The organism is Rhizobium sp. AG207R (genome assembly GCF_027109195.1).
GTDB lineage: Bacteria > Pseudomonadota > Alphaproteobacteria > Rhizobiales > Rhizobiaceae > Rhizobium > Rhizobium dioscoreae.
Genome location: NZ_JAEPVT010000008.1, coordinates 180,919 through 206,287 on the forward strand (window position 1 = coordinate 180,919; position 25,369 = coordinate 206,287).

21 protein-coding genes and 2 pseudogenes are annotated in these 25,369 nt (G+C 60.4%); 14 read left to right on the forward strand and 9 right to left on the reverse strand.

The features are described from left to right. The first annotated feature begins 380 nt into the window (after window positions 1-380). The gene (locus tag JJQ51_RS20510) at window positions 381-1,472 is read left to right on the forward strand and encodes a porin (RefSeq protein ID WP_152096460.1); all 1,092 of its coding nucleotides are present in this window, start codon (window positions 381-383) and stop codon (window positions 1,470-1,472) included. Window positions 1,473-1,626: 154 nt separating this feature from the next. Here JJQ51_RS20510 and JJQ51_RS20515 read toward each other — a convergent pair whose 3' ends face one another. Together JJQ51_RS20515 and JJQ51_RS20520 are read right to left on the reverse strand one after the other, a co-directional pair. Further along, window positions 1,627-2,961: an acetyl-CoA hydrolase/transferase family protein gene (locus JJQ51_RS20515; protein ID WP_145323611.1), complete on the reverse strand. Its 1,335-nt coding sequence runs from the start codon at window positions 2,959-2,961 to the stop codon at window positions 1,627-1,629. Between the two features lie 264 nt (window positions 2,962-3,225). Then, window positions 3,226-4,701, reverse strand: a complete 1,476-nt coding sequence (locus tag JJQ51_RS20520) for a multicopper oxidase family protein (RefSeq protein ID WP_269245214.1) — start codon at window positions 4,699-4,701, stop codon at window positions 3,226-3,228. A gap of 399 nt (window positions 4,702-5,100) precedes the next feature. On the opposite strand from JJQ51_RS20520, the gene cueR reads away from it, so the two are divergent. Then, window positions 5,101-5,550 (forward strand): Cu(I)-responsive transcriptional regulator, encoded by a 450-nt coding sequence (gene cueR, locus JJQ51_RS20525; RefSeq protein WP_113355845.1) that lies wholly within the window; start codon window positions 5,101-5,103, stop codon window positions 5,548-5,550. Between the two features lie 75 nt (window positions 5,551-5,625). Here the strand turns inward: cueR and JJQ51_RS20530 are convergent, their stop codons facing one another. Then, window positions 5,626-6,534 carry a LysR family transcriptional regulator gene (locus JJQ51_RS20530; RefSeq protein WP_113396263.1) on the reverse strand — a complete coding sequence of 303 codons (909 nt, stop codon included), beginning with the start codon at window positions 6,532-6,534 and terminating at the stop codon, window positions 5,626-5,628. A 168-nt stretch (window positions 6,535-6,702) separates the two neighbouring features. Between JJQ51_RS20530 and JJQ51_RS20535 the strand changes: the two genes are divergently transcribed. Together JJQ51_RS20535 and JJQ51_RS20540 are read left to right on the forward strand one after the other, a co-directional pair. Next, window positions 6,703-7,527, forward strand: coding sequence for an aldo/keto reductase (locus JJQ51_RS20535; RefSeq protein WP_269245215.1), 825 nt, complete (start codon window positions 6,703-6,705; stop codon window positions 7,525-7,527). An 11-nt stretch (window positions 7,528-7,538) separates the two neighbouring features. Beyond that, the gene (locus tag JJQ51_RS20540) at window positions 7,539-8,750 is read left to right on the forward strand and encodes an MFS transporter (protein WP_269245216.1); all 1,212 of its coding nucleotides are present in this window, start codon (window positions 7,539-7,541) and stop codon (window positions 8,748-8,750) included. A 115-nt stretch (window positions 8,751-8,865) separates the two neighbouring features. Here the strand turns inward: JJQ51_RS20540 and JJQ51_RS20545 are convergent, their stop codons facing one another. After that, window positions 8,866-9,780, reverse strand: coding sequence for a hypothetical protein (locus JJQ51_RS20545; protein WP_145635071.1), 915 nt, complete (start codon window positions 9,778-9,780; stop codon window positions 8,866-8,868). A gap of 262 nt (window positions 9,781-10,042) precedes the next feature. On the opposite strand from JJQ51_RS20545, the gene JJQ51_RS20550 reads away from it, so the two are divergent. After that, window positions 10,043-11,194 carry an MFS transporter gene (locus JJQ51_RS20550; protein WP_269245217.1) on the forward strand — a complete coding sequence of 384 codons (1,152 nt, stop codon included), beginning with the start codon at window positions 10,043-10,045 and terminating at the stop codon, window positions 11,192-11,194. 157 nt (window positions 11,195-11,351) lie between these two features. Here the strand turns inward: JJQ51_RS20550 and JJQ51_RS20555 are convergent, their stop codons facing one another. Together JJQ51_RS20555 and JJQ51_RS20560 are read right to left on the reverse strand one after the other, a co-directional pair. Then, window positions 11,352-12,635: an epoxide hydrolase family protein gene (locus tag JJQ51_RS20555; RefSeq protein ID WP_269245218.1), complete on the reverse strand. Its 1,284-nt coding sequence runs from the start codon at window positions 12,633-12,635 to the stop codon at window positions 11,352-11,354. A 438-nt stretch (window positions 12,636-13,073) separates the two neighbouring features. Then, a complete protein-coding gene (locus tag JJQ51_RS20560) occupies window positions 13,074-13,583 on the reverse strand; it encodes a cytochrome P460 family protein (protein WP_152094517.1) in 510 nt (169 codons plus the stop codon). 234 nt (window positions 13,584-13,817) lie between these two features. Between JJQ51_RS20560 and JJQ51_RS20565 the strand changes: the two genes are divergently transcribed. Beyond that, window positions 13,818-14,567, forward strand: coding sequence for a 2OG-Fe(II) oxygenase (locus tag JJQ51_RS20565; RefSeq protein WP_442967332.1), 750 nt, complete (start codon window positions 13,818-13,820; stop codon window positions 14,565-14,567). Between the two features lie 8 nt (window positions 14,568-14,575). Here the strand turns inward: JJQ51_RS20565 and JJQ51_RS20570 are convergent, their stop codons facing one another. Continuing rightward, window positions 14,576-15,337 carry a helix-turn-helix domain-containing protein gene (locus JJQ51_RS20570; RefSeq protein WP_145323633.1) on the reverse strand — a complete coding sequence of 254 codons (762 nt, stop codon included), beginning with the start codon at window positions 15,335-15,337 and terminating at the stop codon, window positions 14,576-14,578. Window positions 15,338-15,507: 170 nt separating this feature from the next. Between JJQ51_RS20570 and JJQ51_RS20575 the strand changes: the two genes are divergently transcribed. Both JJQ51_RS20575 and JJQ51_RS20580 read left to right on the forward strand, forming a co-directional pair. Beyond that, window positions 15,508-17,766: a marine proteobacterial sortase target protein gene (locus tag JJQ51_RS20575; RefSeq protein ID WP_269245220.1), complete on the forward strand. Its 2,259-nt coding sequence runs from the start codon at window positions 15,508-15,510 to the stop codon at window positions 17,764-17,766. Continuing rightward, window positions 17,763-18,383, forward strand: a complete 621-nt coding sequence (locus JJQ51_RS20580; protein ID WP_269245221.1) for a class GN sortase — start codon at window positions 17,763-17,765, stop codon at window positions 18,381-18,383. Before JJQ51_RS20575 ends, JJQ51_RS20580 begins: the two co-directional genes overlap by 4 nt. Window positions 18,384-18,404: 21 nt before the next feature. On the opposite strand, the gene JJQ51_RS20585 is transcribed toward JJQ51_RS20580, so the two are convergent. Next, window positions 18,405-19,382: a nitrilase family protein gene (locus tag JJQ51_RS20585; protein ID WP_113421302.1), complete on the reverse strand. Its 978-nt coding sequence runs from the start codon at window positions 19,380-19,382 to the stop codon at window positions 18,405-18,407. A gap of 90 nt (window positions 19,383-19,472) precedes the next feature. Between JJQ51_RS20585 and JJQ51_RS20590 the strand changes: the two genes are divergently transcribed. The 4 genes and pseudogenes from JJQ51_RS20590 to JJQ51_RS20605 all read left to right on the forward strand — a co-directional run bounded on the left by JJQ51_RS20590 (window position 19,473) and on the right by JJQ51_RS20605 (window position 22,370). After that, window positions 19,473-20,369 carry a LysR family transcriptional regulator gene (locus JJQ51_RS20590; RefSeq protein ID WP_269245222.1) on the forward strand — a complete coding sequence of 299 codons (897 nt, stop codon included), beginning with the start codon at window positions 19,473-19,475 and terminating at the stop codon, window positions 20,367-20,369. Window positions 20,370-20,475: 106 nt separating this feature from the next. Next, complete coding sequence (locus JJQ51_RS20595) at window positions 20,476-20,643, forward strand: hypothetical protein (RefSeq protein ID WP_156090777.1); 168 nt, start codon at window positions 20,476-20,478, stop codon at window positions 20,641-20,643. A gap of 273 nt (window positions 20,644-20,916) precedes the next feature. After that, window positions 20,917-21,124 (forward strand): annotated as a pseudogene (locus JJQ51_RS20600) (integrase); the annotation flags it as partial. Between the two features lie 127 nt (window positions 21,125-21,251). Next, window positions 21,252-22,370: a serine hydrolase domain-containing protein gene (locus tag JJQ51_RS20605; RefSeq protein WP_269245223.1), complete on the forward strand. Its 1,119-nt coding sequence runs from the start codon at window positions 21,252-21,254 to the stop codon at window positions 22,368-22,370. Window positions 22,371-22,449: 79 nt separating this feature from the next. Here JJQ51_RS20605 and JJQ51_RS20610 read toward each other — a convergent pair. Continuing rightward, a pseudogene (locus JJQ51_RS20610) lies at window positions 22,450-22,650 on the reverse strand (IS6 family transposase); the annotation flags it as partial. Window positions 22,651-23,005: 355 nt separating this feature from the next. Here JJQ51_RS20610 and repA point away from each other — a divergent pair. Both repA and repB read left to right on the forward strand, forming a co-directional pair. Next, the gene (gene repA, locus JJQ51_RS20615; RefSeq protein WP_069614999.1) at window positions 23,006-24,229 is read left to right on the forward strand and encodes a plasmid partitioning protein RepA; all 1,224 of its coding nucleotides are present in this window, start codon (window positions 23,006-23,008) and stop codon (window positions 24,227-24,229) included. After that, window positions 24,226-25,260, forward strand: coding sequence for a plasmid partitioning protein RepB (gene repB / locus JJQ51_RS20620; protein ID WP_113390869.1), 1,035 nt, complete (start codon window positions 24,226-24,228; stop codon window positions 25,258-25,260). The genes repA and repB overlap by 4 nt, the downstream gene beginning before the upstream one ends. Window positions 25,261-25,369: the final 109 nt, after the last annotated feature.

Genomic DNA, 25,369 nt, shown 5'->3' on the forward strand with positions numbered 1-25,369 from the left:
GAGGAGAGAGGTTGGGCCATCCGAGCATTCGATCGATCCCTTGATTGCTTGGATGGGGGTTCCTATCCGAATTTTCCCGCCAAGCATGTGTTGCATTAAATCAACAACCATTTTTTCCGTTTTCGAATGGCTCCGGGTCGGATTTACAAACAATCTGAATGTATATAGCTCTGTCGCCAGGACCTAATTAGCTTGCGATCTGGTGGGGTTGTTGTTTCAGCCGCCAGCTAACGAGGTCCCATCGGGGTGGGGATAGTACCGGCGGTCTATTGCAGATGCAGCGCCTGGTTTGGCTTCCTGTTTGCGGGGAGCACTTCCATGGCAGCCTATTATGCTCGCTCCTTGGATTACGTAGAAATAATTACGACAAGGAGTTTACAATGAACATCAAGAGCCTTCTTCTCGGCTCCGCTGCCGCTCTGGCGGCGGTATCCGGTGCTCATGCTGCTGACGCGATCGTCGCCGCCGAGCCGGAGCCGCTGGAATACGTTCGCATCTGCGACGCATATGGTGCTGGCTACTTCTTCATTCCCGGTACCGAAACCTGCCTCAAGGTCGGCGGCATGGTCCGTACCGAAGGCAAGTGGTACGATGCCTACAATGCCAACAGCCACAACGGCACTCTCTGGCATACCCGCGCTCAGCTGAGCCTCGACACCGCGACCGACACCGAATACGGCCCGCTGAAGACCAACACGGTCATCCGTTGGGATTGGCAGGAAGGCAACTCGACCTCCACCAAGCTGCTGTTCGCCAACATCAGCCTCGGCGGTTTCCTGGTCGGTAAGGCCGATTCGCAGTATAACTACTACATCGGCTATGCCGGCGACGTCATCAACGACGACGTGATCTATGACGGCCCGTACGAACTCAACCAGTTGACCTACACCTACGATGCCGGCAACGGCTTCACGGCTGTCGTCTCGGTTGAAGACTCGAACTCCAGCGGCTCGGGCGCTGGTTATGGCGCGAGCTGGGCAAGCGACGACAAGGCCAACCACTACGCTCCCGACGTCGTTGCCGGTGCCGGCTTCAAGTCCGGCGCATGGGGCTTCAAGGTTGTCGGCGGTTACGACTCCATTAAGTCGGAAGGCGCCATCAAGGCTCGCGTCGATGCTGACTTCGGCGTCTTCTCCGCCTTCTTGATGGGCGGCTGGAACACGGACGGCGACAACCTGAACAAGTACGCGGGCACCAACCTGGCTCGCTCTTCTTGCCCGGCTAACGATGCATCGAAGTGCGGCTGGGGTGACTGGGCTGTCTGGGGCGGCGTTGGCGTTCCGATCAATGAAAAGCTGAAGTGGAACCTCCAGCTCGCCTACACCGACTCGAAGATCTTTGCGGCGACCACGAACGTCAAGTGGAACCCGGTCAAGAACCTGCTCATCGAGCCGGAAGTCTCCTACACCAACTTCGATTCCGTGAACCAGGATCAGTGGGCTGGTATCCTGCGCTTCCAGCGTAGCTTCTAATATGGAATTACCCGGCTTAGCGCCGGGTATGAGAAGCCTGAGGTTCCAATCCCTCAGGCTTCTTCCATCGATCGGTTGACGTCCGATCAAAGCCGGAAGGATCCGATTTCCCCCCGGTTCTTCTTATCCCCATGCAAGATCAACGCTGATGACGTCAATCCGGCGCGTAGAACCCCGCCTGGTGGGCAGCCCGATCCAGCTCCTCCCGGAAATCGGGATGGGCAAGCGCGATCATCGCCCTCGCCCGCTCCGCCACCGATTTTCCCTTGAGGTTCACCCAGCCATATTCCGTGACAACGATATGGATATCGTTGCGCGACGTCGTTACTGGACCTGTCAGCGTTGGAACAATACGCGAAAGCGTTCCCTTGGCCGCCGTCGCATGACAGGCGATGATCGAGCGGCCGCCGCGTGAGCCATAGGCGCCTCGGACGAAATCCACCTGCCCGCCCGTGCCGCTGAACTGCCGCCCATTAACGAATTCGGAATTGCACGCGCCATTGAGATCGATCTGCAGCGTGGCATTGACCGACACCATGCGGTCATTCTGGGCGATGACGAAGGGATTGTTCACATAATCCACGGGATGTGCTTCGACATCGGGATTATCGTTCAGGAAGTCGTAAAGCGGCTTGTCTCCCAGCGCAAAGGTGAAGATGGTTCGCCCGACATGTATCTGCTTGCGGCTATTATCGACCACGCCGGCCCTGACCAGAGCGGCAAGTCCTGATGTCATCATTTCGGTATGGATGCCCAAGTGGCGGTGCTGGGATAGACCGGCGCAAACAGCGTCCGGCAACGCGCCGATGCCCATCTGCAAACAATCGCCATCGTCCACGAGTCCCGCGACTATGGCGCCGATCGCATCATCGACTTCCGAGCGAGGCGCGGCAGCGAGCGCCGGCAGGCTTGCGTCGTTCTCGACAAGCGCGGTGACGCTTGAGACCGGGATCATGCAATTGCCCCGCACATAGGGCATGCTGGGATTGACCTCGAGGATCAGCCGGGCACCGGGCTTGCGGGCGACCGCCAGGGCATAATCCGTGCTGGCGCCGAGACTGAAATTCCCGTCCGCATCCATGGGCGAGACGGTGGCAATCAACGTATCGACGCCCACATGCTCCACCAGGGAGCGCGGCACCTGGCTGAAATGGCACGGCACGATTTCGGCGGCCGGCAGCATCTCGGCCATTCGCCGCTTATCCAGGGCGCGATCCACCGCTCCATGAAAATAACTCATGGGAATGATGCGGTCACGCAGGTCGAAGTCGAGCACGCTCGAGCCGGCGACGCCTGTACAAAGCAGGTAGTAGAGCCGGACATTGTCCACCGCGCCGGCCCGCGCGCGCTCGGCCAATGCCGCGAGAATGGCCGGCGGCTGGCCGGCAGCGATCGGCATGGCGATCTTCGCGCCCGATGGTATCAAGGCAACGGCCTCATGGGCAGAGCGCACGCGTTCGCGGTATTGCGTCTGATGATTAGCGGCCATCGAGTCCTCCCCTTGAATGCCACCGTCAGCACAATTTGGCATCCACTGCGGGATCGCGATCGACCCTCCTCCAAGGTCGCCGCGAACACTTCGCTGCAGTAGAACGCGCTTACATAAAAGCGCCGAACCCGCTGTTCGCGCAAGACCCGAACAGCACATCCACACCGACAAAAGCGAACTCGGCCTCAACCTGATCTAGGTTCGAGGCCAAGGATGAGGGGAACGACAATCTTCCCTCTTCGCTTCGATTGATGACCGAGCTTGTCAGGCCTTAACGTCGACTGTGCCCATCATGCCGAGATCTTCATGTTCGAGGATGTGACAATGATACATGCGCCGTCCCGGCAAATCCTGTCGTAGCAGGATGCGTACCGTCTCACCGGCGGCAACGTTCACAGTGTCTTTCCAGGCGTGGTAGGACGGCTTGGTGACCGCGCCATCTCTTTCGCGTTCGACAAGCTGGAACTGCGCCCCATGCACATGAAACGGATGGTCCATGTCCGCCTGATTGACGATTTCCCACAATTCGACCTGTCCAACCTTCGAGACTTCGTCAATGCGCTTCATATCGAAACTGGCGCCGTTGATAAGGAACTTCATCTCCATGCCTTCCATGGATTCCGTCAATACAAAGCGACGCGTGACTGCCGGCTCTGCGAGGCGGTCAATGGTGCGCAGCTTCGCGGGAAGCGGCGGCGCGACAGGCGCGGCTTCCTCCGAGACATTTGCCGTCAGCAAGGTCATGCCGGCCTCTTCGGGCTTGCCCGGCCCCATCCACCCACGCTCGTAGTCGAGCGTGACAAGCTTCGCCGCTCCAGGTCTGTCGAAGGAGATGATGAGCTCGACGCGCTCGGCGGGAGCGAGCAACAAATCGTCTATGCCGACGGGAGCGTCGATAAGGCCGCCATCCGTTCCAACGAGCACCATGGCGGCATTCTCGAACGTCAGCCGCAGGAACCGCGCATTTGTCACGTTGAAGAGGCGCAGGCGACGCTTTTCCCCTTTCGCGACGGCCAGGACCGGATTCCTCTGGCCATTGACTAGGATATGATCGCCCACCCGCCCATTCATCAGATCGATCATGTTGCTCGCCGGCATGCTTCCATCTTCGCCGATCCGGAGATCGGTGAACATCAGGATCGTATCGCCATATTCGGCGGGGATCGGGTCATCCTTGGGTTTGACCAGGAAGACGCCCGCGAGTCCGCGATAGACCTGCGTGGCGGTAAGGCCATGCGGATGGGGATGGAACCAATAGGATGCGGCGCTGCCTAGCGGCAGATCGAAAGCATAGAGGCGCTCGCTGCCCGAGGCGACGGGCTCCATAGGACTGCCATCCTGATCAGCCGGCACCGGCATCCCATGCCAATGAACCGTCGTCGGCTCATCGGGAATGCCGTTCCTGAAACTGATCTCGACCCTGTCGCCCTCATGCGCCTCGATCACCGGATTTCCGCCGTTATAGAGGAGCGCGGACGTGTCGAGCCCCTCGGCGAAACGAACCGACCCCGGTTCGGCGGCAAGCCTTGCCTTGAACAGACCCGCTTCGCCAGCCTCGTTCATCAAGCGCGGCAACTCACGCAAGGGCCGCCCTTCCGGCAAGACAGGTTTGCCGCCGCTCATCGGCAGGTCATGAGCGCCGTTTGCCCCGATATGTCGCATGTCATGCATCATCTGGGCCGCTGCCGGCCCGGAAATCGCCAGGCCCGCCAGCCCTGTTAGAAAACGACGTCGGTGCATCGATTGCTTCCTCTTACTCACGGCAATGTCCCCATTAGGCCGCTCACCGCAGCCTCGCGCTCCTTGGTCCTTGAACCGAAGGCGCCTTCAACCGGCTCTGCGTCGATGGTGATCGTGGAGAGCTTTTCATGACCTTGGTTGCCCAGTTCGCGACCGCCTGCCAGCCCGCTTGTTCGACCACGTGTCCGGGTAGCGGTTGAATGGCGGTCGTCTCGACCTTGACCGTGCGCCCATCGAGAATTCTCACGGGTTTTGATCTCATGGTGCTCAAGGTGGAGGTTCCAACCGTGGTAAGGTCAAGTGCCCCCTGGCGAAAAATATGCTATTGACCTTCTCATGGTTGGAAGGGCCACCTGCCATCGGCGACAATCAGGCGGTGCCCGTCATTGGAGAAGCTTCATGAATATCGGACAAGCGGCAAAGGCATCCGGCGTTTCGGCCAAGATGATCCGCTACTACGAAGAAACCGGCCTCATTCCGGCCGCCGGCAGGACGGCATCGGGCTATCGCGACTATTCGGATAACGACGTGCACATGCTGCGCTTCATCCGCCGGGCACGCGATCTCGGCTTCGCCGTCGCTGAAATCAGCGAGCTTCTGGAACTCTGGCGAGACGAAACCCGGCAGAGCGCCGAGGTCAAGCGCCTGGCTCAGGGCCATATCGAAGCGCTGAAAAAAAAGATCGCCGACCTGCAGGACATGGAGCACACACTCACCATGCTTGTTAATTCCTGCCAGGGCGACCATCGTCCGCATTGCCCGATCCTGCAGCGGCTCGAGACCGATCAGGAGGACGAAAATCTGTCGATCGAGCCTCGAACCGGCGCGATACCCCGGCCCTTGCAGTGATCCCTGCCTGCCAACGTCCCGGTGACGGACTGCCGGCACAGGACATGGCCGGGATTAAATCCCCACCAAGGCCGCTCAGGCCTCCCCTTCAAGGAATTGCCTGAGGCGCGGCACGACGAAATCGAGGAAGACGCGCACGCGCTGCGGCATGCGCGCGCCGCCGAGAAAGACCGCATGGATCTGCTCCTCATCCGGCTCGACGACATCGGCGAGTACCTCGATGAGACGGCCGGCCGCGATGTCGGCGCGGACGTGATAGTCCCCCATGCGGGCAAGCCCCACACCCGCCAGCGCCATGCGCCGCACGGTTTCGCCATTGTTGGCGAGCAGCGAACTCGTCATGGCGCGATCGACGATGCGGCCGCTTTCCCTTACCGGCCAGACGGGCGCGAGACGGCGGAAATTGAACCCCAGACAATTGTGCCGCGACAGATCATCGACGGTCAGCGGTATTCCATGGCGATCGAGATAGCTGGGCGCGGCGACGATCTTGCGGCGCGCAATGCCGATGCGGCGCGCGATCATGCCTGACGCCGGCAAGGCCCCGACCCGAAAAGCGACGTCGGTACGGTCGAGATAAAGATCGACGATTTCATCCGACAGCGAGAGATCGACGACGACATTGGGATAACTCTGCCAGAATTCCGGCAAGAGCGGTTCAAGTCCGAGCACGCCCAAGGCAACGGAAATGTTGACCCGTACCGTGCCGCCCGTCGACGTCGCGCCCTGCGCCAGCTCCTGCTCGACCTCGTCGAGATCATGCAGCAGGGCTTGGCTGCGCTCATAGTAGATCCGCCCCTCCAGGGTCAGCGATAGCCGTCGCGTCGAGCGTTCGACAAGCCGAACGCCGAGCCGGGATTCGATGCGTGAGATCAGTTTGCTGACGGTGGACGGCGTCATGCGCAATAGGCGCGCCGCTTCGGAAAAACTGCCTGCTTCCACCACCCGAAGAAATACCTGCATCTCCCCGACGCGATTGTCCATGGAGCACCTATTTTTGATTTGGTTTCACAAATAATGTGAAAAGCTGCCCAATTATCAAGCGCGGATGCTCTCTCTATTTCATAGGCCGAAGAAATCGCGCCTTCAAATCCGGCGCGGCATCCATTCAAGGCGGCCAAGGCCGTCGAGATTTTCAAAAAGGAGTTTTCGATGCTCACCGTTACCGCCCACGGCGCTGCAATTCCCGCGCTCGGCTTCGGCGTCTTCCGCATGTCGGATGCGGAAGTGGAGCGTGTCATCCCGGCCGCGCTCGAAGCCGGCTTCCGTCATTTCGATACGGCGCAGATCTATCAGAACGAGGCAGCGCTCGGCAGGGCCTTGCAAACGGCTGGCGCAAGACGGGACGACCTCTTCCTGACCACCAAGGTCTGGGTCGACAATTACAGCAAGGAGAAGTTCGCCGCTTCGGTTGACGAGAGCCTCGACAAGCTCAAGACCGACCGTGTCGATCTCCTGCTGCTGCACTGGCCGGGCGACAAGGTGCCGGTCGCCGACCAGATCGAAATGCTGAACGCCGTCAAGGCCGCCGGCAAGACCCGCTTCGTCGGCGTCAGCAACCAGAATATCGCGCAGATGCGGGAATCGGCCAGACTTTCCAGCACGCCGATCGTGACCAATCAGGTCGAGATCCATCCCTATCTGCCTCAACAGGCCCTTATCGCGGCGGCGAAAGCGAACGATGTCGCAATCACCGCCTATTACGGCATGGCCGACGGTGCCGTGCCGAAGGAGCCAGTATTGCAGCGGATCGGCGCCAGATACGGCAAGAGCGCCGCGCAGGTCGGGCTCCGCTGGCTGATCCAGCAGGGCCACATCGCGCTGTCCAAGACCGCCAATCCCGAGCGCGTCAAGGAGAACATCGCGATCTTCGACTTCAATCTCGACGAGGCGGATATGATCGCTATCGCCGCTCTCGCCCGCCCGGATGGCCGCATTGTCAGCCCACCCGGCCTCGCGCCCCAATGGGACGCCTAAGGAGTTTCAACATGGACGCCAAGATTTCGACGGCCGAAAAGGCCCAAACACCCTCCCACGCCCGATGGGCTCTTCTCGCGCTTGCGATCGGCGCCTTCGGTATCGGCACGACCGAGTTTTCGCCGATGGGACTTCTCCCGGTCATCGCCAAGGGGGTCGATGTCTCGATCCCGACGGCAGGCCTCCTCATCAGTGCCTATGCGATCGGCGTCATGGTAGGCGCCCCCTTCATGACGCTCGCCTTCAGCCGCTTCGGCAAGCGCACGGCGTTGATGCTGCTGATGAGCATCTTCACGATCGGCAATCTCATGTCGGCGATGGCGCCGGGCTACTTCACGTTGCTGCTTGCCCGGCTCGTCACCAGCCTCAACCACGGCGCCTTCTTTGGCCTGGGTGCCGTCGTGGCGGCAAGCGTGGTGCCGAAGGAAAAACAGGCAAGCGCGGTCGCCGCCATGTTCATGGGGTTGACGATCGCCAATATCGGCGGCGTGCCGGCCGCGACTTGGGTCGGTCAGGCGATCGGCTGGCGCATGGCCTTCGCTGGAACCGCCTTGATCGGTGTCGCCGCCATCGCCGCGCTTTGGATCGCTCTTCCGAAAGGCGAGCGCGGTGCCATGCCTGATATTAGGCGGGAACTGGCCGTGCTCACCCATCCTACGGTTCTCATCGCCATGGCGACCACCGTCATGGGCGCGGGCGCGATGTTCTCGCTATACACCTATGTCGCTCCCACGCTTACCGAACTCACCGGCGCTTCCAATAGCTTCGTGACCCTCGGACTGGTGCTGATCGGCATCGGTTTCACGATCGGCAACTGGCTTGGCGGACGACTGGCCGACTGGTCGCTCGATGGCGCGACCAAGATCTTCCTGGCCTTGCTCGCGACCATCATGTTCGCGCTGCCATTGGCAATGATCACCCACGCAGGAGCCGCCATTGGCCTGCTTCTCTGGGGTGGCGCGGCGTTCGCGATCGTTCCGCCCGTGCAGATGCGCGTCATGGAAGCGGCGGCGGAAGCGCCAGGCCTTGCCTCCTCCATCAATGTCGGAGCCTTCAATCTTGGTAACGCCCTTGGAGCCGCAACGGGTGCCGCCGTCATCAGCCTTGGTTTTGGCTATGCGGCGGTCTCGATCGCCGGCGGTCTGCTGGCCGCCGCCGGCCTGGCACTGGTGTTGATCGGCACACGCAAGCCGTCGTCGCTGCCGGCAAATTGTGGCGCATGATCAATCCACTGGCCGCCGTATCAAGCATCAAAATTTCTCGATGCCCTGCCCGCTAAAATCAAGCCGTCCACGGTCTTTCGCCGCGGACGGCCTAACTCAATTGAAACAGCCTTGCTCAGGGCAGTTTGATTTCGAGCGTGATCATGTAGTTGCTATAGTTCGGAGGAGCCGGCGGCGGGTTGGGGTTGGTGGCCGAGAAGATCGAATAGTCGCTTATGCGCGGAGGCGTGGATGGCGGCTTCACGTCCGGCCTCCAGGAGGCCTTGATCGTTATCTTATCCGTGGCGCGATAGGAAAGATTGAGCTCGCGGTTCCTGCTTGTGCCATCCCGGGAATGCTTGCCCTCCAAGGACCATTTGTCCCATGATGCTTTCAGGCTCTCCGCTGTCTGGGTGCCTCTGCGTTCATAGCTGCCACTCAGGGACGAATTGTTACCCTTGGTCGACAGCTCGTAGAGTTGATCCTGAACCTTGCCGTTGAAATCGGTCGTGATCGTGGCGCTGCCTTCGGTCTTACCATCCGACGACCGTGCCTTGACGTCGAAGATGATCGTCTTGTTGCCGACATAGACGCCAACGTTCGGATTGAGCCCATTCGTCTTGAAGCCGATGTCGCTCTTCGCCTTTGAATCGAGAACGATGGGACGCTCGGGCGACTGGAAATATTTTCCAAGCAAATCCTGCTGGGGTCTGGTCGGCGCGACAGGCTTGCCCATGGGGTCGAAGGCACCCATGACCGTGCAGCGCTGCCCGCTCACCCAGCTGTTGACGGCAAAGATCAGATGTCCGTCATCGCCAATCGCCGCTACGCCCTGATGCAGACTGTTCCTCAGGTTATAGCGGCCGCAGCAGGATAGGGGGTTGTCGGTTGCCGCTTCGAAGGACCGGCCGGAAAAAACGACGCCGGACGGCAGTCCCGATGCCGCACTGCTGCCTAGAATCGGGCAACTGGAGAGCGGTATCAGCCTGTAGCTGTTCAAATCCGTTTGCGACGTCTGGCCCGCCGGCCTGGTGAGCGGTGCTAATCCCATATCTGATCTGCCGTTTCCTGATCTGTTGACGAAGGATGAAAAATGAGAGCGATGCGATTTATGCGTGTCCCGCCGGCTGAGTTAGGTCGGCGAATTTTTTTGTCCAGTCGCGGGTTTTGTTTCTGATCGGTCGCGCGCACTTGCCGAATTAGCCCACGCTTCTAATTTGTCTGATGAATTAAGAGCCTTCGTATTGCCAGCGCAGGTTGCTTTCAGATAGACCCTTTCCATCCCTCGTGTTCAGATTCCCTGGAGCGCCGTAATGCGTCTTGAACCGCAGCAGCGAATTTATGTCTGCTTCTTCCTCTTCGCGGTCTCGATGGGCGCGATGCTTTCGCGCCTTCCCGATCTGCAGGATGCCTTGCGCATCGACAAATCCGAGCTCGGCCTGACACTGATCGGTGCGGCGATCGGCGCGCTCATATCACTCACCTTCGTCTCCCCGATCGTCGCACGCCTCGGCGCGCGCAAGACGGCATTCATCACCGTGCTCGGAACCTCCGCATCCCTCGCGCTCGTGCCGTGGATGGGCTGGGCTCCGCTGGTCTTCGCTGTCCTCTTCTGCGAGGGATTGCTGGCAGGTGCGCTGGAGATCAACCTCAACGTCGAGATCGATCGCATCGAGGCCCAGCTCGGCCGCGGCGTCATGAGTCGGGCGCACGGGTTCTGGAGCCTCGGTTTCTTTGTGACGGCACTCGTGTCGTCGGTGATCCGGCAGGAGGGCGTGCCGATGCACGTGCATCTCGGCCTGACATTTATCTTCGTCCTCATCGTCGGCTCGATTACCATTGCCGGCATGCGCAACGCGCCGGCGCGTCCGACCGAGGATCATGTCGCGACCCATCACATCGCGTTGCCGACGCTCGGCCTTTTGCCGCTCTGCGTCATCGGCATCGCGGCATTCCTGGTCGAGGGTGCCGGCATCGACTGGTCGGCGATCTACATGCGCGACGTCTTTCACGTCGAGCCCTTCGTCGGCGGCCTCGGCCTGACGCTGTTCACCTTCTTCATGGCACTGACGCGATTGTTCGCCGACGGGTTCGTCGATCGCTACGGCTCCCGCTACGTCGCGCTTTCCCTGATGCTCCTGGCGATAACCGGGCTTTGCGCCGTCTGGCTCGCACCTCACCCCAACGTCGCGCTTCTGGGATTTGCCTTCATGGGGGCCGGCTGCAGCGCGGTCTATCCGCTTGTGGTCTCGGCCGCCGCCCAGCGCACTGACCGCCCGGCCCATGTCAACGTCGCGGCCCTCGGGCAGATGTCCTTCGTCGTCTTCTTCCTGGCGCCGCCCTTGCTTGGATTCATTGCCGAACACGCCGGCATTCGCACCGCCTATCTGGTGTGCATCCCGGTCATCCTGGCCGGCCTGATGGGTGTGGGTTCGCTTTCCGGACGCCGAAGCGCCTTTGCGTAAGGACTCAGCGATCCAGCGAGAATCGGCTGGATCAAATCAGCCAGCATCCGTTATCGGCTGGCGAGGGGGAAGGCTATACGCTTCCCCCTCTTCCGCTGCCAAGCGTGGGGCATCGCTTGCCCGCGGGTGCCTCCACCAAGTCAGATGTATCGTCCGCTTAGCGTAGTGAGCGGAATGCCGCCCTGACTTCGTTGGTGAAGATCGCCGGCTGCTCCCAGGCCGCGAAGTGCCCGCCATTGTCAGCTTCGTTGAAGTAGATCAAGTTGCCATAGCAGCGCTCGGTCCAGGTCTTTGGTGCCTGGTAGATTTCGCCCGGAAAGACACTGACCGCGACCGGCAGGGTCGGAATCTGGATGGCATTGAAGTTGTTGGAATGGTCTTCCCAATAGATCTGGGCCGCGGAGGTTCCGGTTTCCGTGAACCAGTAGAGGGAGATGTCATCCAGCATCTCGTCGCGGGTCAGGACCTTTTCCGGCTGCTTGTTGCTATAAGTCCAGGTGGCGAACTTGTCGTAGATCCAGGCAGCCAAACCCACCGGCGAGTCGACGAGCGAATAACCAATGGTCTGCGGGCGGGTGACCATCATGTTGGCATAGCCCGAGCTATCGCGGTAGAACTCCGCCAACTTGTCGAAGCAGGCACGCTCCTTATCCGTCAGATCGGCCGGAGCGGGATCGCCAGCAGCCAGAATATGGGCGATCTCCTTGGGGACGATCCCAGGCATATTGAGGTGGATACCGAGCAATCCCGGTACATTTTGAAGCGCCATGCGCTGGGAGATGACCGAGCCGCAATCGCCGCCCTGCGAGACGAAGCGCTCGTAGCCAAGACGATGCATCAGCGTGCCCCATGCCCGACCAATATGGTCCGAACCCCAGCCGCGCGTCGTCGGCTTACCGGAGAAGCCGAAACCGGGGATCGATGGCACGACGAGATGAAAGGCGTCTTCGGCGCTGCCACCATGCGCTGTCGGATTCGTCAAGGGATCGATCACCTTGAGCATTTCCAGGATCGAGCCAGGCCAGCCATGGGTCATGATCAGCGGCATTGCGTTTTCGTGCCGGGAGCGCACGTGAATGAAATGGATATCCAGCCCATCGATTTCGGTCACGAACATCGGCAGAGAATTGAGTTTCTGTTCCACCTTTCGCCAATCATAACCGTCGGCCCAATATCCGACGAGATCGCGCAGGCGTTCGAGCTGCACGCCCTGGGAGTCGTCAGCGACATTTTCCTTGAGCGGCCAGCGGGCCGTTGCAAGCCTCTGCTTCAACTCGGCAATTGCGCTGTCCGGTATATGGACCTTGAACGGCTTTACACCATCAGGCAAGGCGTCCGATGCGGCAAAGGAGATGGCAGGCTTCAGAAGCGAGGCCGCTCCGGCGACGGCGGCCGCAGTTACAAAGGCACGTCTATTCATTGAGAAGGATAAAGGCGACATCAGGATCTCCATATGTTTGGGAGGTTTGTTGAATGCCGCGATGTTTTGCTTTCGGCGTGTATCCCGGTTGTGTCCTCAACCCAGGCAAATTGTATCCTTCCGTGTCCGGATCGACCGAGGCTACAATGGAATACAGAACTACGCGCTTTGACTTTACCATCGACAAAATGCAGGCCGGAATTCCGGAACCTGCCCAGTTAGCCGGCGAAGAAGAATTTTGGAGACCTCTCCCGAGGCGGCACCATGGAGATTGCGCGGGTTTTTGAAAGTTGTCTTCCGTGAAGATGGAAGCGGTTCGATGGCTGCTTGCTCGGAGCAACGCTCGCCCATCGGCCAAATAGAGGCGGCTATCCCGGCGGGAGGAGAACCATGGATCGCCGGCCGGCCGTCTATGATGAGATCAGGCCGGCAAATTCCACTTAATCGCGTTAGCGCACCTTACGGCGCATAGCGCGTGAAGACGTAATCGTGATCCCTAACGTTACCGACATGGCAGCTGAGACAAGTTTCATGTTGGGCGATATCGACCGGCTTGCCATCGACGAAGCGCCCGAAGCCCCAACCGTGGCTGTCGGGATATTTCTTGGAATCCTTCACCATGACCTGAACCGTCGTCGGCGCTCCCGGCACCGTTGCCGGCGCGAACTCCGTCGATTGCTTGCGCTTGTAGGCCAGCTTGACGAGGATCGAGCCATCCGGGAAAGGCAGCGTGCCCTTCTTGTAGGCCTCAATGGCGATATCATTGCCGAGCACGGCGCGAAGTTCGTCGAGCGGCGGAGCTTCCTGCGCGGGCGCGATGAATTTCCAGTCCCGATAGCCTTCCGGTATGGTCACACCATAGATCGGCGAGGCATTTTCCGGCAGCGTCGCGGAACCCGCCGATTGCGAAGCGGCGACGCCGACGGCAAGGCCTGAGACGGCAAATGCACCGAGGAACGCAAATTTCATTCTGGCCTCCTGCCTGATGGATGATCTCGCGGGAAGATCGCCTGGAATTGTATCCGCGAGATTTCAGGAAACGGCGCGATTGTATCGCAATGTAGCCGGCGAGGCCCATTCGTGTGAGCCGCTCATCGGAAATCGGGTGGCGGCAGCTCCGGTTCGGGCGCTAGGCTCCAGGTTATCGCGGCATTCGCAGGCCTCGAACGCCCTCGAAAGCCCGCCCAGACCGAGGATATGAACATGAACGTATCGATCTCTACTTTTGCTCCGGGTTCCTTGGAAAGCCCCATCGTGGCCCGGGTCGACGCCTATGATTGGCCGTCGCTGGCGGGAGAACTTGACGGCTTCGGCTGCGCCGTCCTTCCGAAGCTTCTCGCACCCGATGAATGCAACGCAATCTCCCGCCTTTATCCCGAGGAGCGTCATTTCCGCAGCCACGTCATCATGGCGCGCCACGGTTTCGGAAGAGGCGAATATCGCTATTTCAACTATCCGCTGCCAGGGCTTCTCGGTGGATTGCGCACCGCGCTCTATCCTCGTCTCGCCGATATCGCAAACCGGTGGAATGAACGCATGGGGGTTGAGGAACGCTATCCCGATGAGCATGCCGCCTTCCTGAGGCAATGCCACGAGGCCGGTCAGCGGCGTCCGACGCCGCTGCTGCTGCAATACGTGCCGGGAGACTTCAACTGCCTGCATCAGGACCTCTACGGCGAACTCGCTTTCCCAATCCAGGTGGCCATTCTGCTGTCCGAGCCGGGGCGGGATTTCACCGGAGGTGAGTTTGTCCTGACCGAACAGCGGCCGCGCATGCAAAGCCGCGTGGACGTCGTGCCGCTTCGACAAGGTGATGCCGTCGCCTTCGCAGTCCATAATCGGCCCGTGCGGGGAACCAAGGGGAACTACCGTGTCAATCTCAGGCACGGGGTAAGCCGGGTCCGCTCAGGCAAGCGCCACACTGTCGGCATCATCTTTCATGACGCCCGCTAAGGGCGTCGCTAACCGACGAAGCCGGCGTAATTTTCTCCGGTAATTCTATGCATGATGGCCGAATATGCCTGGTGATTCTGATCGCCCGCCAGGACCCGGCCCAGCGACGGTTGCGCGAATGCCGCCATCGGCAGGAGGGCGAGCGGCGTCGAGACGGGTGTGAGATGCGAGCCCTGCCCGGCGCGCAGTGTCGTCAGCAAGCCGAACATCTCGCCGGTGATACTGGGTCTCGACAATATCGCCATGCGATACTGCCCCGACGAATTCGTCACCAAATAGATATGCCCCGACAGGTGCGGCACCGACACCGAGCCCTGCTGTGAAAACGAGGCGTCGCTGCGCTCGCGTTCGCGGAAACTCAGGCAGGTCCGGTCTTCATCCCAGGCGATCTCGGTGCAATAGGCAAAAATCGCCTTCGCATCGCCGAAGGACGGACGAAGCGTCAGGTAGGTGCCTTCCAGCCAGGAAACCGAGGCGCGGGAATAGGCACCAAGTTCCTCGGGGGCATGGCCGGGCCTTTCCTTTACGATGGGGGCTTGCGTTCCAGCGGGTTCCCGCAGGACGACGCCCATCGCCTGCTCCAGCCGAATGAGAGTCGCCAGCGTGAAGGGCCGGTGGCCCGAAAGAGCCTTCTCCAAGGTCGAAAGACTAATGCGCGCATCATTGGCGAGACGCTGCCTGGAAATGCGCCGTCGGGCGATCTCCTCGCGAACCCGCGCCGCCACGGCGCTGTTCTGGCTGTCGGACAAATAGGGGTCGCCCTGGACCATTCACTCGTTTCCTAATTGCGTAATTTTCTTCACAATTCCACACATGGCCGTAACCGGCAAGACCGTTTGCGGCAAGATGCGGACGAAAGAGGGCAAAGCTTACGCTGGCGAGAAAATTGCCTTTGTTCACAATGGCTTCAGTCATTCCACCAGCGATTAAGGAGCCTGTCATGTCAGCCTCACCACACGTCTCGCGCTACCAGAAGCGGCAGAATTTCCTCATCGGATTCGGCCTGCTGCTCTGGTTCAGCAATGCCATCCTGCTGCCGGTGCTCGCCGTCGTTTTCGCGCTCCTGCATCCCCTGGAATCGCGCGCGCAACCCGCAGCCTTCGTCACGCCAAACGAAATGGGCGCGGGCAGCCTTCTTCTTCAGACCAAGGAAGAGGGAAGATATATCGAGGCACCCCGGCTCGCGACCGATGTCGATCTCGACGTCAACGGACCGACGGCACGCGCGGTGCTCACGCAAGCCTTCGAGAACACGACCGACAAATGGGTCGAAGCCCTCTACGTATTTCCACTTCCGGAAGACAGCGCCGTCTATTCCCTGAAGATGATCGTCGGCAACCGGGTCGTTGTCGCCGATATCAAGGAGAAGCAGGCCGCGCGTGCCATATACGAGAAAGCGCGCACAGAAGGAAAGAAGGCGTCCCTGGTTGAACAGCAGCGCCCGAATGTCTTCACCAATGCGGTCGCGAATATTGGCCCGCATGAAAAGATCGTCGTGCAGATCGAATATCAGCAGTCGGTCCGCCTGGCGGACGGTCGCTTCTCCCTGCGGGTGCCGCTCGTCGTCGCACCGCGCTACAGCCCGCAAGACGCATCGCCCATCACGCAGCAGGCAGATCTAAAGGCCGGCTGGGGTCAGTCCAAACAGCGCCCATCGCGTGAGGTCAGCGACAAATCCATCTCGACACCCCTGATGGCTCCTGGCGGCGATCGCACCAACCCCGTCACCCTCAAGGTCAATCTCAACGCCGGTTTCCCGCTCGATGACGTCCAAAGCCTCTATCACGCGGTCAAGATCGACAAGGTCAGCGACACCGAGCGCCGGATCGTCCTTGATGGCGATGCGGCCGCCGATCGCGACTTCGTGCTCGAATGGAGCGCCGTCGCGAGCAATATGCCAAGCGTCGGCCTCTTCCGCGAACGTGTCGGCCAGGATGACTATGTGCTTGCCTATGTAATGCCGCCGGCGGTGGCGACGCCGCGAAAGGCCGGCCGCGAAGTGGTCTTCGTCATCGACAATTCCGGCTCGATGGGCGGCACCTCGATCGAACAGGCACGAGCAAGCCTCGATTATGCCCTGTCCCGGCTCGAGCCGAATGATCGCTTCAACGTCATTCGCTTTGACAATACGATGACCAAATTCTTCTCCGATTCGGTGATGGCGACGGCCGAGAATATCGCCTCGGCCCGTCGCTTCGTCACCGGCCTGGAAGCCGCCGGCGGAACGGAAATGCTGCCGCCGCTTCAAGCAGCGCTCGACGACAGCCACCAGGCCAGCGGATTGCGCCAGGTCGTGTTCCTGACGGACGGCGAGGTCAGCAACGAGCAGCAGCTTCTCGATGCGATCGCAAAATCGCGGGGACGCTCTCGTATTTTCATGGTCGGCATCGGCTCGGCGCCGAACACGTACCTGATGAACCGCGCCGCCGAACTAGGCCAGGGCAGCTTCACCCACATCGGTTCGGTCGCCGAGGTGAACGAGCACATGCGCGCCCTCTTCGACAAGCTGGAGAACCCGGCTGTCACCGACGTCGCGGCCGCCTTTTCGCAAAAGAACGTCAACCTGTCGCCCAATCTCCTGCCCGACATCTACCATGGCGAACCGCTGGTTCTGGCGGCCCGGATGGGAAAGGCAGCCGGAACCCTGACCGTCAGCGGCGAGATCGGCGACCGCGCGTGGACGATCTCCCTGCCGCTCGACCAGGCAAGCAATGCCAAGGGCATCTCGAAGATCTGGGCTCGCCGCCAGATCGATGACGCCGAGGTCAATCTCACGCTCGGCAAGATCACGCAGGCCGATGCCGACAAGCGTATCCTGCGATTGGCACTCGACCATCATCTGGTCACGCGCCTCACAAGTCTCGTCGCTGTCGATACGAAGCGTCTGCGCCCGGCAAACGCGCCGCTGACACAGGCCGACATTCCATTGCAGCTTCCCGCGGGCTGGGATTACGACAAGCTCCTCGGCATCGGTGCGGCGCGGGATGCGAAAGCCGACAACAAACATCAGCAGACAGCTGATAAGTCGCAGGGTGTGGATGGCGATGCGGAGCTTGAACCCATCTCCGCGCCGGCTCCGGCCAGCGTTCCGCTGCCGCAGACCGCGACGCCCGGAATGCTTCTCATTCTCCAGGGATTGCTTGCCCTTCTGTGTGGAGCTTCGCTGCTGGTCCTCGCATCGCGAAGGAGCCGGGCATGATCGCCGCCACTCGCATCCAGACCATCGGGAGCGCGCCAGCGCGCTCCCTCCTGACTTTCGCGGCCGGCATTCTCATCGCCGCCGGTCTCTTCCTCGCCGCACAGGGAGGATGGATCTACGCCAAGGCGGCCTTGGCGCAGCTTCTCTTGGAGCGCGCATTCGCCGAGAGCGTGATATCAGGCGCAGCGGTCAAGCCCTGGAGCTGGGTCGACACCTGGCCGGTGGCGCGTATCGAAGTTCCACGCCTTGGCGTTTTAGCCATCGCGCTCAAGGGTGCGAGCGGACAGGCGCTTGCCTTCGGCCCCGGTCATCTCGACAATACCCCGCAAGCGGGCCAAGAGGGTACGGCCGTCTATGCGGCGCACCGCGATACCCATTTCACTTTCCTGAAAGATATCGGTGTGAACGACCGTATCCGCATCACACGCAGCGATGGTCGGACCTTCACTTTCCGCGTGACCCGCATGGCCGTTGCCCGCTGGGATGAAGCAGAGATCGACCCCAACGCGCGCGGCGTCCATCTCGTGCTGGCGACCTGCTTTCCCTTCGACGCCGTGACCTCGGGACCGCTGCGCTATCTGGTCTATGCCGATCTCGAAGGAACGACGGGTAAATAAACGACGGCCAGGATATGGAAATCAACCCTGGCCGCCGGTGCGGGTAGACGCTTCCGAGTAACGCGCATCCATTGGGGCGAGACCGTTGGCGTTGGGTTGCGTCAGGATACCATAGAGCTCCGGACGCCGGCCTCTTATCCAGCGCTGGCCAGTGCACTTGTCGAGCAAGGCCAAATCGATTTCAGCGCTCACCCTCGCATCGGCGGCCGCCCAGGTTTCGGCCAGGATCCGACCATAGGGATCGAGGATCATGGCGTTGCCGGTGCGCACTTCGTCTTCATCCTGTCCGACGCCATTGCTGAAGACGAGGAACATTCCATTGTCGTGGGCGCGCGACGGCAGCCAGCGCATGAACCATTCCCGACCGTTTGGTCCTCGAAATTCGGCCTCGATCGCCTCCGGATCTTCGTGGCGATTGATCCATTTTTCGACCGGTATCCGCTTCAGCCCGTGCGGACTAACAGAATGCCCGCCGCCAGCCTGATGCGGCGCGATCAAGAGTTCGGCGCCAAGCAGCGCGGTCGCCCGCGCGTTCTCGATCAGATTATTGTCCCAGCAGATCAGGATGCCGGCCCGAATTCCCCAAGGTGTATCGAAGACCGTGAACGCATCGCCGCTGGAAATGAGGCGATGCTCCCAGGCATGCAGCTTGCGATGGCAATGGATGGGGCCAGCCGGCATGCAGACCGCGTAGCTGTTATAGAGCTTTCCGTCTTCACCCAATTCCAGGAAGCCCGCGCCGATCGCGATGCCCTTCTTACGCGCGAGCGCGGCTACCCGGCTGATCGAAGGACCGGAGAGCGGCTCCGCCAGCGCCCGCAGCGCAGAGCTATCGAGTTTCGGAACATGCCAATATCCGCAGATGCACATCTCGGGAAAGACGACAAGCTGATTGCCGGCCTGCACGGCTTCTTCCGTGAAATGCTCCACGCGAGAGAGATTAAAGGCCTTGTCATTGGCCCGATGTTGAAACTGCACAGATGAAATCTTGAGCGCCATGTCGATTGCTCCTTTCGCTATGAAGCAATTTGACCATGCGGCTTCTCTTTCGTAAAATGACTTTATTGATTGAAATTATTCTTGGACAGAATGGAAATAAAGCTCCTCCGATCCTTCGTTCAATTGATCGACACCGGCCACTACGGCAAGGCTTCGGCGAAACTGTTCGTCACCCAATCGACCTTGACCAAGCAGATTCAAGCCTTGGAAGCCGCGATCGGCGGAGCATTGTTCGAGCGTGGCCGCCATGGCGCCAAACTGACGCCTCTCGGAGAACTTCTGCGGCGTGAAGCACGCCCGCTTCTTCAATTGAACGACGATGTCGACCGGAAGATGCATCGCGCCATGGCCGGCCTCACCGGATACCTCGATATCGGATTTGGAATATCGACCCTTGTCGTGGCGCCGCGGCTGATCGCCGGCTTTCGTGCGACGACGCCCGATTGCAGCATCACGCTCAACGATCTGCCATCGCGGGAACAGCATCAGCGCCTGCTCGACGGCAGGCTTGATATCGGCTTCTGCCGGGCGCCGGAGGAGGATAGCGGCCTGGCCTTCATGCCCATTATCGAAGAGCACTTGGCCCTGGTGCTTCCAAGCGGGGTGACAATACCAGCCCGGGATCGGCTGGCGGAGTTGAACGAGCTTGGCTTCGTGGCGCTTTCGCCATCGCGCGGACCGGGACTGGATGATCAGATCAGGCGCTGGTGTTCGCTTGCCCGTTTCGAGCCTCGCATCGCCCAATATGCCGACGACATACTAACTGTGCACGCCATCGTTTCCGCCGGCCTGGGCGCAGCATTCCTGCCCTGGCGTGGCGTGCAGGCATTGGCGGGGTCCAGCCACAAACAGTCTCTCTCCGGACCGGAATCAAGATGGCCGGTTGGGATCTGTTGGCATCGCGAACATGCGAGCCCGCTGTTGGCCCGTTTCATCGATCATGTATCGAAGAATCTGGAATTCCACGGCTCGCAGGCCGATCGGTAATCGAGTTAAAGGCCTAACGCATCGGCATTGTGCGATGAAAGCGACCGCTCTCATCGCCAAGAGTGGGATTATGCATTCCAACCCCATTGTCCGAAAGGCGCTAGACATGAACCTGCTCGGCGTCGTCCGCGGACGGTTCAAGCGCCTTGGTGGTCAAAACGAACCGTGCAGCCAAAGCATCGTCGGAGTGCCGAGAATCGCCAAGGCGATCCCCACGGAAACCGCCATCTTGATCGCCTTGATGCGCCGGGTCCTGACGCCGCTCCAATCATAACTCAAAATCACTAACCCCCACAAATCATTGATGATTCGCAAAGTAGAGCCGACTCGGCCTTCGACAAGGGATGGTGATGATTCGTCCACAACGGATATTCGCGCAATGTTTCTACGGAGGCGGTGTCGAAAGGTGGCGCCGTCTTAACCGTGCTTGACGCGATGGTAGTTCGCCCTGAATTTCGCGCCTTGATCGGCGAAGCGATTACCGCCAGGTATTGATGGCCTTGGAGCGAAACTGGCGATGATCCGCGGATCACATGTGCTTTTGTGAAGAACGCGTCACAGCCAAGCGGGCCTCGATCCAGAGGCGTTCCCGGCACACGGCCCGCGCTCGGCTTATCCGACCGAGGCGGCCGAACGAGGCATACCCCAACGGGAGGCGATGCAGCGGTCCCTGCATAAGTCAGTCAGTCGCGCAGGCCGCCAGCTATTACAACAATGCCGTGCGGAAGAACGGCCCGGCGGCCCGATTGATCGTCCAGGTCACGGTATCCGGCTTCGCTTGTAGCTCGACACGACGCTATCGGCGCCGCGCCGCCTTGCGAACCAAGCTGGAATATGCGGTTCTACGACCGCTTATTCGGGAGCACGGGGAGGATGGTTGCGATGAAGACAGGGATCGACGCGGTTATCGAAAAGGCGATCACGTCCGGCAAGATCGTCGGCACTGTCGTGATCGTCGTCAAAAACGGAGAGACCGTCTATAGCCACGCTGCTGGTTATGCCGATCGAGAAACCCAAAAAGCCACGGATACGCGGACGATATTCCGTCTCGCTTCCGTGACCAAGCCGCTCGTGGCGGCGGCGGCCCTGGCTCTTGTCGACAAGGGCAGGCTGACGCTTGGCGACCTCGCCCGAGATTATCTCCCCTATTTCCGGCCCCGGCAGCCAGATGGAGAGATCGCCGATATAACCATCCAGCACCTGCTCACTCACACGGCAGGTCTCGGTTATGGAGCAGATCCCAAGACAACACCGCCCGAGCGGATGTTCAACGCTGGCCTCGCCGACACGGATCTCGACTTCGAGGAGAACTTCAGTCGACTGTCGACCTTTCCGCTGCTGGCCGCACCGGGCAAACTTTGGTCTTACTCGATCGCCATTGACGTTCTTGGGGCGGTCATAGCGCGGATCGAGGCTTGCAGCCTGGAAGAGGCGGTGCGTCTTCATGTAACGGGACCGCTGGGCATGAGCGACACCGGTTTTTCGGTGAGCGATCCGGAGCGACTTGCCACGCCCTACGCCGATGCCGCTCCGACGGCCGTCAGAATGAGCGATCGCCATTTGGTTCCGGATGATAGCGGCAACCTGCTTACCTTTGCGCCGACGAGGCTGTTCAATCCGAAGGCTTTCCAATCCGGCGGAGCGGGCATGGTGGGCACGGCGCCGGATCTAATCACCTTCCTCGAAGCCATTCGCGGCGGCGGCGCGCCCATCTTGAAGGCGGAGACCGCAAGGGCGGCGCTTCTCAACCAGATTGGCGACATCCCGCGCCCGGGCAAACCAGGAGAAGGATTCTCTTTTTTGGGTGCGGTGATCCGGGATCCCATCTTGGCGGAGGTTCCAATGGCGAAGGGATCGGTAAGCTGGGGCGGCGTTTATGGACACAGTTGGTTCATCGATCCCTTGGAAGGCATTTCGGCGGCGATCATGTCCAACACGGCGGTTGAAGGCTGCATGGGAGCCTTTCCACGAGATATCGTTCGGGCGATTTATGGCGTTTAATGCTTCCGGCGCGAAAGCATCTATCGGTTCCAAGAGCTAGCGGCTCGACGGAAGCTTGATCGTTACGGTCTTGCCCTGGCAGCTGCTGAGCGAATTCTAGACCGAGCTTCGCCGCCATTCTGTGACGGTCTGGAACGAAACGTCGATACCGCGCTCGGCCGGCAGGTCTTCAACATGGCGAAAAACTAAACAGAAAACGGTGACAAAGCCACCCCGCATGGGCGATGATCTCGGCGGGAAAAGGGTGGCGTTCGAAGTGAGCAGGCTGGGCTTCGGTCATGGGCAGCAAATACCGGCTCCTTCAAGACAAAGTCGTTAAGCCGGCGCCAACGAGGGCGACTCACCCACGCGGGTAGAGTGATTCTCGTCGCTAATCTTAGCCGGATATGCGTCGGACGATCGACGGTGGCCGCACATTGCTATCAAAAGGTGTGAGTCATCGCTGCGATCGTCTTCGGCGACTTACCGGGGAAAATTGAAGAAAAGCAGTGCATTAAATAGCAAAGGCCCAGGTCCTGGCTGTCACATGTTAACCGGTCATTAACCGTTAATCTCTGGACGGCCTGACAGAATCGTGTTCTACCTTCTGGCGGGCAAAGGTCGGCAAACCGGCGACAGGCCGCCAAGAGGGACAAATGGCGATAGCGAACCGCACGGAGACTATAGCTCCTTCAAAGGAAAACGCAGGCAGCAAGATCGCGCGCCATGCGACTGTGCTGTCTGGTCAGCTCCAGCAGCTCAGAACGCGGATGTATCCGCCGAAATCCGAGAAGATGCTGCGCCAGTTCCTGACCAATGAAGTATCCAAGCTGACCTCGATCCCGGATTCGACCCTGAAGCTGATGTCGAGCGAGGGCCGAGGCCCCACCCCGAGCAGGTTGGAGAACAATCACCGCGTCTACACGCTTGCCCAGATCAACGAATTGCGGGAGCTGTTCGCCAAGCAGAAGCCGGCGGAAGCCCTTCGCTTCCTGCCTCGGCGCCGGCCAGGCGAACATCTGCAGGTGATGGCGATCGCCAACTTCAAGGGTGGCAGCGCCAAGACGACCACTTGCGTTCACCTCGCGCATTATCTCGCGCTGCATGGCTATCGCGTGCTGGCGCTCGACCTCGATCCGCAGGCCTCGCTTTCGGCCATGTTCGGCGCCCAGCCGGAAATCGATGTCGGCGCCAACGAAACCATCTATGCGGCGCTCAGATACGAGGCGACTGAGAGGCGCTCGATCCGCGAAATCATCCGCAAAACCTATTTTGACGGCATCGATCTCATTCCGGGCAACCTGGAAGTCATGGAGTACGAGCACGAGACGCCGCGGGTTCTCGCCCAAAGGTCCGGCTCCGGCGCCATCTTCTTCGAGCGCCTGAAGCTCGCGCTTGCCGAGGTCGAGGAGGATTACGACATCGTCATCCTCGACACGCCGCCGTCGCTCGGATTTCTGACCCTTAGCGCCATCTACGCCGCCACGAGCATGATCATCACAGTGCATCCGGCCATGCTGGACGTGGCATCGATGAGCCAGTTCCTGCTCATGATGGGCGATCTGATCAGCGTGCTCGACGAAAGCGGCGCGCAGCTCGACCAGGATTTCATCCGCTATCTGATCACGCGCCACGACCCGAATGATGCGCCGCAATCGCAAGTCGTCGCGATGCTGCGTCATCTCTTCGGTACCGATGTTCTCTTGCCGACGGCGATCGAGAGCACCGCGGTCGAGGCCGCGGGGCTCGCCAAGCGTTCCCTCTACGAACTCGAGATGGGGCAGATCGGCCGAGACACGCACAAGCGCGCCCGCGAGGCCGTCGACGCCGTCAACGAAGCCATCGTTCATCTCATCAATGCAAGTTGGGGGCGTGAATGAGCAAGAGCCCGAGACGATCCATCGTCGCCAGTTTCGGCCTGCTTTCGGCCGAATTGGAAAGCGGCGAGAGCACGCCAGAACCGTCGCCTTCCAGCCCTGTCCCCGCGCAGCCTGTACGCGTCGGTGCCGGGGTGATCGGCGCTGCGCATCGCGCGATCGGCGATATCCGCGCGGAGCGCGATCGACTGCGCGCCATTGTCGAATCCGGCGAAGGCTGGATCCAGGATCTCGATCCACATGTGATCGATGCCTCGCCCTATCCGGATCGCCTGCCCGACGACGATCCGGGTGATTTCGAGAGATTCAAGCGCTCCATCGAGGAGGAAGGCCAAAAGGTTCCGATCCAGGTTCGACGGCACCCCACCTCGAGCGATCGGTATCAGGTTGTCTATGGCCATCGCAGATGGCGTGCCGCCCTCGAGCTCGGCCGCGCGGTGCGTGCCATAGAGGTCGAGATATCCGATCTCGACCTGGTGCTGGCCCAGGGTATTGAAAACGCGAGTCGTCAAGATCTGACATGGATTGAACGCGCCTTGTTCGCCTCGCGCATGGACGATGCGGGCATCAAGGCACGCCATATCTACGCGGCTCTTTCCATCGAGGACGCGGAGCTCGCGCGAATGCGGAGCGTCTATCGCACGATCCCGGCGGATATCATCGAAGCGATTGGCAGGGCTCCGAAGGTTGGTCGACCGCGTTGGCTGGAGTTGGCCAAGACAATATCCGCGGCCCCCAATGCCCTTGAGGTGGTGCGCGCCGCTCTCTCCGACGTCAATGACGCCGATGAAACCTCGGACCAGCGATTTCAGGTGGCATTGAAGGCGATCAAGCCTTCGCCCGAGGCGCGCAACACCCAGATCGCGATTTCCGATGGATCGGGAGCCAGGCTGGGTGTGTTCATGACCTCGCCCCGGGAGGTTCGAATCTCCGCCGAGGGCAAATTGGGTACGGAATTCGTAAGATTTGTCGAGGAGGAGCTGCCCGACCTTGTCGAGCGTTTCACTCGTTCGAGAGACAAACGTAAACCCTGACAGCTGTCAGGGTTTTCTGATTGGAAAGGAAACCTAGCAAAAGAAAAAAGGCCCCCAAACGTTGCCGTCGTGGAAGCCTTCTCTTCAATGTAGCAACTGAAGAATCGCA

Excerpts from the sequence above, each read along its gene's own strand:
- JJQ51_RS20510 (WP_152096460.1), top strand. The coding sequence starts at position 381 with ATGAACATCAAGAGCCTTCTTCTCGGCTCCGCTGCCGCTCTGGCGGCG.
- JJQ51_RS20515 (WP_145323611.1), bottom strand. The coding sequence starts at position 2,961 with ATGGCCGCTAATCATCAGACGCAATACCGCGAACGCGTGCGCTCTGCC.
- JJQ51_RS20520 (WP_269245214.1), bottom strand. The coding sequence starts at position 4,701 with ATGCACCGACGTCGTTTTCTAACAGGGCTGGCGGGCCTGGCGATTTCC.
- cueR (WP_113355845.1), top strand. The coding sequence starts at position 5,101 with ATGAATATCGGACAAGCGGCAAAGGCATCCGGCGTTTCGGCCAAGATG.
- JJQ51_RS20530 (WP_113396263.1), bottom strand. The coding sequence starts at position 6,534 with ATGGACAATCGCGTCGGGGAGATGCAGGTATTTCTTCGGGTGGTGGAA.
- JJQ51_RS20535 (WP_269245215.1), top strand. The coding sequence starts at position 6,703 with ATGCTCACCGTTACCGCCCACGGCGCTGCAATTCCCGCGCTCGGCTTC.
- JJQ51_RS20540 (WP_269245216.1), top strand. The coding sequence starts at position 7,539 with ATGGACGCCAAGATTTCGACGGCCGAAAAGGCCCAAACACCCTCCCAC.
- JJQ51_RS20545 (WP_145635071.1), bottom strand. The coding sequence starts at position 9,780 with ATGGGATTAGCACCGCTCACCAGGCCGGCGGGCCAGACGTCGCAAACG.
- JJQ51_RS20550 (WP_269245217.1), top strand. The coding sequence starts at position 10,043 with ATGCGTCTTGAACCGCAGCAGCGAATTTATGTCTGCTTCTTCCTCTTC.
- JJQ51_RS20555 (WP_269245218.1), bottom strand. The coding sequence starts at position 12,635 with ATGTCGCCTTTATCCTTCTCAATGAATAGACGTGCCTTTGTAACTGCG.
- JJQ51_RS20560 (WP_152094517.1), bottom strand. The coding sequence starts at position 13,583 with ATGAAATTTGCGTTCCTCGGTGCATTTGCCGTCTCAGGCCTTGCCGTC.
- JJQ51_RS20565 (WP_442967332.1), top strand. The coding sequence starts at position 13,818 with ATGAACGTATCGATCTCTACTTTTGCTCCGGGTTCCTTGGAAAGCCCC.
- JJQ51_RS20570 (WP_145323633.1), bottom strand. The coding sequence starts at position 15,337 with ATGGTCCAGGGCGACCCCTATTTGTCCGACAGCCAGAACAGCGCCGTG.
- JJQ51_RS20575 (WP_269245220.1), top strand. The coding sequence starts at position 15,508 with ATGTCAGCCTCACCACACGTCTCGCGCTACCAGAAGCGGCAGAATTTC.
- JJQ51_RS20580 (WP_269245221.1), top strand. The coding sequence starts at position 17,763 with ATGATCGCCGCCACTCGCATCCAGACCATCGGGAGCGCGCCAGCGCGC.
- JJQ51_RS20585 (WP_113421302.1), bottom strand. The coding sequence starts at position 19,382 with ATGGCGCTCAAGATTTCATCTGTGCAGTTTCAACATCGGGCCAATGAC.
- JJQ51_RS20590 (WP_269245222.1), top strand. The coding sequence starts at position 19,473 with ATGGAAATAAAGCTCCTCCGATCCTTCGTTCAATTGATCGACACCGGC.
- JJQ51_RS20595 (WP_156090777.1), top strand. The coding sequence starts at position 20,476 with ATGAACCTGCTCGGCGTCGTCCGCGGACGGTTCAAGCGCCTTGGTGGT.
- JJQ51_RS20605 (WP_269245223.1), top strand. The coding sequence starts at position 21,252 with ATGAAGACAGGGATCGACGCGGTTATCGAAAAGGCGATCACGTCCGGC.
- repA (WP_069614999.1), top strand. The coding sequence starts at position 23,006 with ATGGCGATAGCGAACCGCACGGAGACTATAGCTCCTTCAAAGGAAAAC.
- repB (WP_113390869.1), top strand. The coding sequence starts at position 24,226 with ATGAGCAAGAGCCCGAGACGATCCATCGTCGCCAGTTTCGGCCTGCTT.